This is a genomic window from Cellulomonas biazotea, from assembly GCF_004306155.1.
GTDB classification, from domain to species: Bacteria; Actinomycetota; Actinomycetes; order Actinomycetales; family Cellulomonadaceae; genus Cellulomonas; species Cellulomonas biazotea.
This window is the reverse complement of sequence record NZ_BIMR01000087.1, coordinates 1-4,704: the sequence shown is the minus strand read 5'-3', so window position 1 is coordinate 4,704 and position 4,704 is coordinate 1. Positions and strand designations below refer to the sequence as shown.

General features: G+C 76.1%; 3 protein-coding genes and 2 pseudogenes. 3 read left to right on the top strand and 2 right to left on the bottom strand.

Translation table 11 applies throughout. From position 1 onward, the window contains the following. Window positions 1-459: pseudogene (locus CBZ_RS07145) on the bottom strand (hypothetical protein); the annotation flags it as partial. 126 nt (window positions 460-585) lie between these two features. Here CBZ_RS07145 and CBZ_RS07140 point away from each other — a divergent pair. Continuing rightward, window positions 586-1,986, top strand: coding sequence for an NAD-dependent malic enzyme (locus CBZ_RS07140; protein ID WP_130780889.1), 1,401 nt, complete (start codon window positions 586-588; stop codon window positions 1,984-1,986). A 165-nt stretch (window positions 1,987-2,151) separates the two neighbouring features. Here the strand turns inward: CBZ_RS07140 and CBZ_RS07135 are convergent, their stop codons facing one another. Then, window positions 2,152-3,273: an NADH:flavin oxidoreductase/NADH oxidase gene (locus CBZ_RS07135; RefSeq protein ID WP_130780888.1), complete on the bottom strand. Its 1,122-nt coding sequence runs from the start codon at window positions 3,271-3,273 to the stop codon at window positions 2,152-2,154. An 89-nt stretch (window positions 3,274-3,362) separates the two neighbouring features. Between CBZ_RS07135 and CBZ_RS07130 the strand changes: the two genes are divergently transcribed. Continuing rightward, window positions 3,363-4,313: a formate/nitrite transporter family protein gene (locus tag CBZ_RS07130; protein WP_176587342.1), complete on the top strand. Its 951-nt coding sequence runs from the start codon at window positions 3,363-3,365 to the stop codon at window positions 4,311-4,313. A 51-nt stretch (window positions 4,314-4,364) separates the two neighbouring features. Next, window positions 4,365-4,704: pseudogene (locus CBZ_RS21475) on the top strand (hypothetical protein); the annotation flags it as partial.

The following is a 4,704-nucleotide window of genomic DNA, read 5'->3' as shown; positions in this document are numbered from 1 at the left end:
GTGCAGCCCGGCGAGCAGCTGCCCGAACGGCGGCAGCGCCGACGCGCCGCGCGCGCCCAGGTCGGGCATGAGCCGCTCGACGGCGGCCGCGGCCCGCACCGCCCCGCGCGCCCGTTCGACGTGCGGGTCGCCCCGGTCGAGAGCGGTCGACCCGCCGAGCCCTTCGCCGACGTCGGGTCCCCCTGACCCCGCCGCGACCGTTGCCGCGAGGTGGTGCTCCGAAGGGGTCGTCTCGCGGACCGTCGTCGCGAGCCCGCGCACCACGTCGAGCGGCACGCGCGCCCCGTCGACGGCCGCGCTCGCCCGCGCGCTGCGCAGCCCCGCCTCGGCCCGCACCTCGCGCCACCGGCGCCGGTACGCCTCGTGCCAGCGGAGCTGCTCGCACGCGGCGCGGGCCTCCTCGACCGCGGCGGCGACGCCCGGCAGGTCGACGAGGGGGGCGAGGGGGTCGGCGGGCACCGGCCCACCCTACGAGCCCGCCCCCGGTCCTCGAGCCGCCCACAGCCCACGCCACCAGCCCCGACGCGCACAGGTCGGACGTCCCACCTCCTGCCGCCGGGCCGCCCACGGGCCACAATGAGCCTCATGGCCTCGCCGAGCGTGTCGTCGTCCATCACCGCCCGGCTCCAGGTGCAGGCCCGGCCGACGGCGGTCAGCGAGCTGACCACCGCGATCGAGCGGGCCGGCGGCATCGTCACCGCGCTCGACGTCACGGAGTCGGGGCACGAGCGGATGACGGTCGACGTCACGTGCGCGACGCGCGGCGAGCAGCACGCGGCCGACATCGTCGAGGTGCTCAAGGACCTGCACGGCGTGCTCGTCGAACGGGTCAGCGACCGCACGTTCCTCATGCACCTGGGCGGCAAGCTGTCGATCGAGTCGAAGGTGCCGCTGCGCAACCGCGACGACCTCTCGATGGCCTACACGCCGGGCGTCGCGCGCGTGTGCGAGGCGATCGCGGCCCGCCCGGAGGACGCCCGCCGCCTGACGATCAAGCGCAACACGATCGCCGTCGTCACCGACGGGACGGCCGTGCTCGGGCTGGGCAACATCGGCCCGCTCGCCGCGCTGCCGGTGATGGAGGGCAAGGCGGTCCTGTTCAAGCGGTTCGCGGGCATCGACGCGTTCCCGCTGGTGCTCGACACGACGGACGTCGACCAGATCGTCGAGACGGTCGTGGCGATCGCCCCGGCGTTCGCGGGCATCAACCTGGAGGACATCTCCGCGCCGCGCTGCTTCGAGGTCGAGCGACGGCTGCGGGAGCGGCTCGACATCCCGGTGTTCCACGACGACCAGCACGGCACCGCGATCGTCGTGGTCGCGGCCCTGACCAACGCGCTCAAGGTCGTGGGCAAGGACATCGGCGAGGTCCGGATCGTGCTGTCGGGCGCGGGTGCGGCGGGGACGGCGGTCCTGCGGCTGCTGCTCGCGGCGGGTGCGCGCGACGTCGTCGTCGCCGACGTCGAGGGCGTCGTGCACGCGGACCGGCCCGGGCTGCCGGAGTCGCTGCGGTGGACGGCGTCGGTCACCAACCCGCGCGGGGTGCGCGGCACGATCCCGCAGGCGCTGGCGGGGGCGGACGTCTTCATCGGCGTCTCGGCCCCGGACGTCATCACCGCGCAGGACGTCTCGACGATGGGCGACGACGCGATCGTCTTCGCGCTCGCCAACCCGCGTCCCGAGGTCGACCCGGACGACGCCGCCCAGTACGCGGCGGTCGTCGGCACCGGCCGCTCGGATTTCGCGAACCAGATCAACAACGTGCTCGCGTTCCCCGGGCTGTTCCGGGGGCTGCTCGACGCGCAGTCGCACAAGATCACCGACCGCATGCTGCTCGCGGCGGCGTACGCACTGGCGTCGACGGTGAGCGACGAGGAGCTCAACCCGACCTACATCGTGCCGAGCGTGTTCCACCCCGACGTGGCGTCGGTCGTCGCGGCGGCGGTCGAGCGCGAGGCCCGCGCCGACGCCGCCGCGGTGTCCTGACCCGGACGACCGCCACCGCTCGGCGGACCGGGACGCGCCGGCGCGCGCCCCGGCTCAGCCCGCGTCGCTGACCGACCTCGGCGCGCCGGCGGACCACGACGGGCCGACCACCGTCGGAACCGTCGACGGGGCGGGCCGACCAGCGGCCGACCCGCCCGCGCGACGTCAGCGCCAGGCGCCCCGCACGTACTGCGGCTGCCACCCGGTGACCTCGGGCGTCCCGACGACGTCGGACCCGCCGTCCTCGGCGGGCAGGACGCCGGTCGGCACCCCGAGCCGGTGCGCGGCGCGCAGCGGCCACGACGGGTCGCGCAGGGCGACGCGACCGAGCAGCACGGCGTCGGCGCTGCCGTCGACGAGGACCTGCTCGGCCTGCTCGGGCGACGTGACGAGCCCGACGGCGGCGACGGGCAGGCCGGACGTCTCCCGGATCGTGCGCGCGGCGGGCACCTGGTAGCCGGGGCCGACGGGGATGGTCGCGGGCGCGTTGCCGCCGGACGACACGTCGACGAGGTCGACGCCGTGCCCGGCGAGGTCCTTCGCGACGGCGGCGACGTCGGCGACGTCGAGGCCGTCGGGCAGCCAGTCGGTCGCGGAGACGCGGACGAGCAGCGGCAGCTCGTCGGGCCAGACGGCACGCACGGCGTCGGTGGTCTCGACGAGCAGCCGGGCGCGGTTCTCGGGCGAGCCGCCGTACTCGTCGTCGCGCGTGTTCGTCAGCGGCGAGAGGAACTGGTGCAGCAGGTAACCGTGGGCGGCGTGCACCTCGACGACGTCGAACCCGGCGGCGAGCGCACGGCGCGCGGCGGCGGCGAAGGCCGCGGGGACGGCGGCGACCTGCTCGGTCGTCATCGCGGTCGGCGCGGCGTAGCCCGGGAACGCGTCGGCGCCCGGACCGACCGCGGCCCAGCCGCCGTCGTCGAGGCCGACGGAGCCGTCGACGCCGGCGAAGGGCGCGTGCGTGGACGCCTTGCGCCCGGCGTGCGCGAGCTGGACCCCGACGCGGGTGCCGCGCGCGTGCACGAAGTCGGTGACCCGCCGCCACGACGCCACGTGCGCGTCGTCCCACAGCCCGGTGTCGCGCGGCGAGATCCGCCCCTCGGGGACGACGGCGGTCGCCTCGGCGAGCAGCAGGCCGAACCCGCCGGCGGCGCGCGCGCCGAGGTGCACGAGGTGCCAGTCGTCGGGGTGGCCGTCGACGGCCGAGTAGGTGCACATGGGGGCCAGCCAGGCGCGGTTGGCGAACGTGGTGCCGCGCAGCGTCAGCGGCGAGAACAGGTGGGTCACGTCGCAGCCAACGGCGGCGGGACGGCCGGTGATTCCCGGGCAGCCTTTCGTCCCACGACTCGGACGTCGTGCGGGGGCACAGTGGTCGGGTGCTTCCGATCCCCGACGCCGTGCAGGCGCAGGCCGACGCCGCGCACCACAAGGTCGAGCTGTCGACGACGCCCGGCCTGTTCCTGGTCCGGACGATGCTGGCCGGTGCGTACATCGGCATCGGCGTGCTCATCCTCGCGACGGCCGGCGGGCCGCTCGAGGCGGCGGGCTCGCCGTTCGCGCCGCTGGTCAAGGGCCTGGTCTTCGGTGTCGCGCTGACGATCGTCGTGGTCGCCGGCGCGGAGCTCGCGACGTCCGCGATGATGATCCTCACGCAGGGCGCGCTGCTGCGGCGGGTGCACTGGGGACGCGCGGGCGTGACCCTGCTGGCGGTCATGGCGGGCAACCTGCTGGGCTCGATCGTCTTCGCGGGGCTGGTGCACGCGTCGGGCGTGCTCGCACCGGGGACGGCGGGCGGCGCGACGATCGCGTCGATGCTGGAGCACAAGGCGGCCGAGTCGTCGGTGCAGCTCTTCGTCCGCGGCATCCTGTGCAACCTGCTGGTGTGCCTGGCGATCTGGTGCGCGGCGCGGCTGCGCTCGGAGGGCGCCCGCATCGCGATGGTGTTCGCGTGCGTCATGGTGTTCATCACCTCGGGCTTCGAGCACGTGGTCGCGAACATGACGACGTTCTCGCTGGGCCTGTTCGGCGGGCTGCCGGGCGCGACGGTCGCGGAGATGGCCCGGAACATCGCGCTCGTGGGCCTGGGCAACCTGGTCGGCGGGGCGGTCCTCGTGGGCGCGGCCTACGCGTACGGCGTGCGCGCCCCGGTGCCGGTGCCGGACGGCGTGGTGTCGCTGCCCCCGGTGCGCCGCGACGACGTCCCCGCGGACCTGCGGGACCTCGGCGGGCGCTCGACGCACCGCGTCGTGGCGGTGGGCCTGCCGGCCCGGCGTCAGCGGGACACGGCCGCGCCGAACGGCGAGGCGGTGCCTGCGGCAATACGGTGACCGCAACGGCGTCGTCGAGGCGCACGTGCGGCCATCCAACGAGGAGACGCGATGAGCACCTCCGACCCGAAGCACCCGTCGACGGACGGGTCGCACACCCCGGCGGCGTCCCCGACGCCGACCGACCGACCGGCGGACGCGCCGACGGACGTCTCCGGGACCGCCCCGGACCCGGTGACCCGACCGTCCCGCCCGGCGTCCACGACTCCGACGCCCACGACCGCGGAGCCGCCGGCCGACACGGGCCGGCACGCGGTGGTGCGTCCGGCCCCGACGCCGCCGCCCGACGCGTCCGCCGTGGGGACGGCCCCGACCGGCACGAACGCAGGCACGAACGCGGGCACGGACGCGGGCACGCGCACCGCAGCCGCCGCGTCGGCCGACCCCGCGC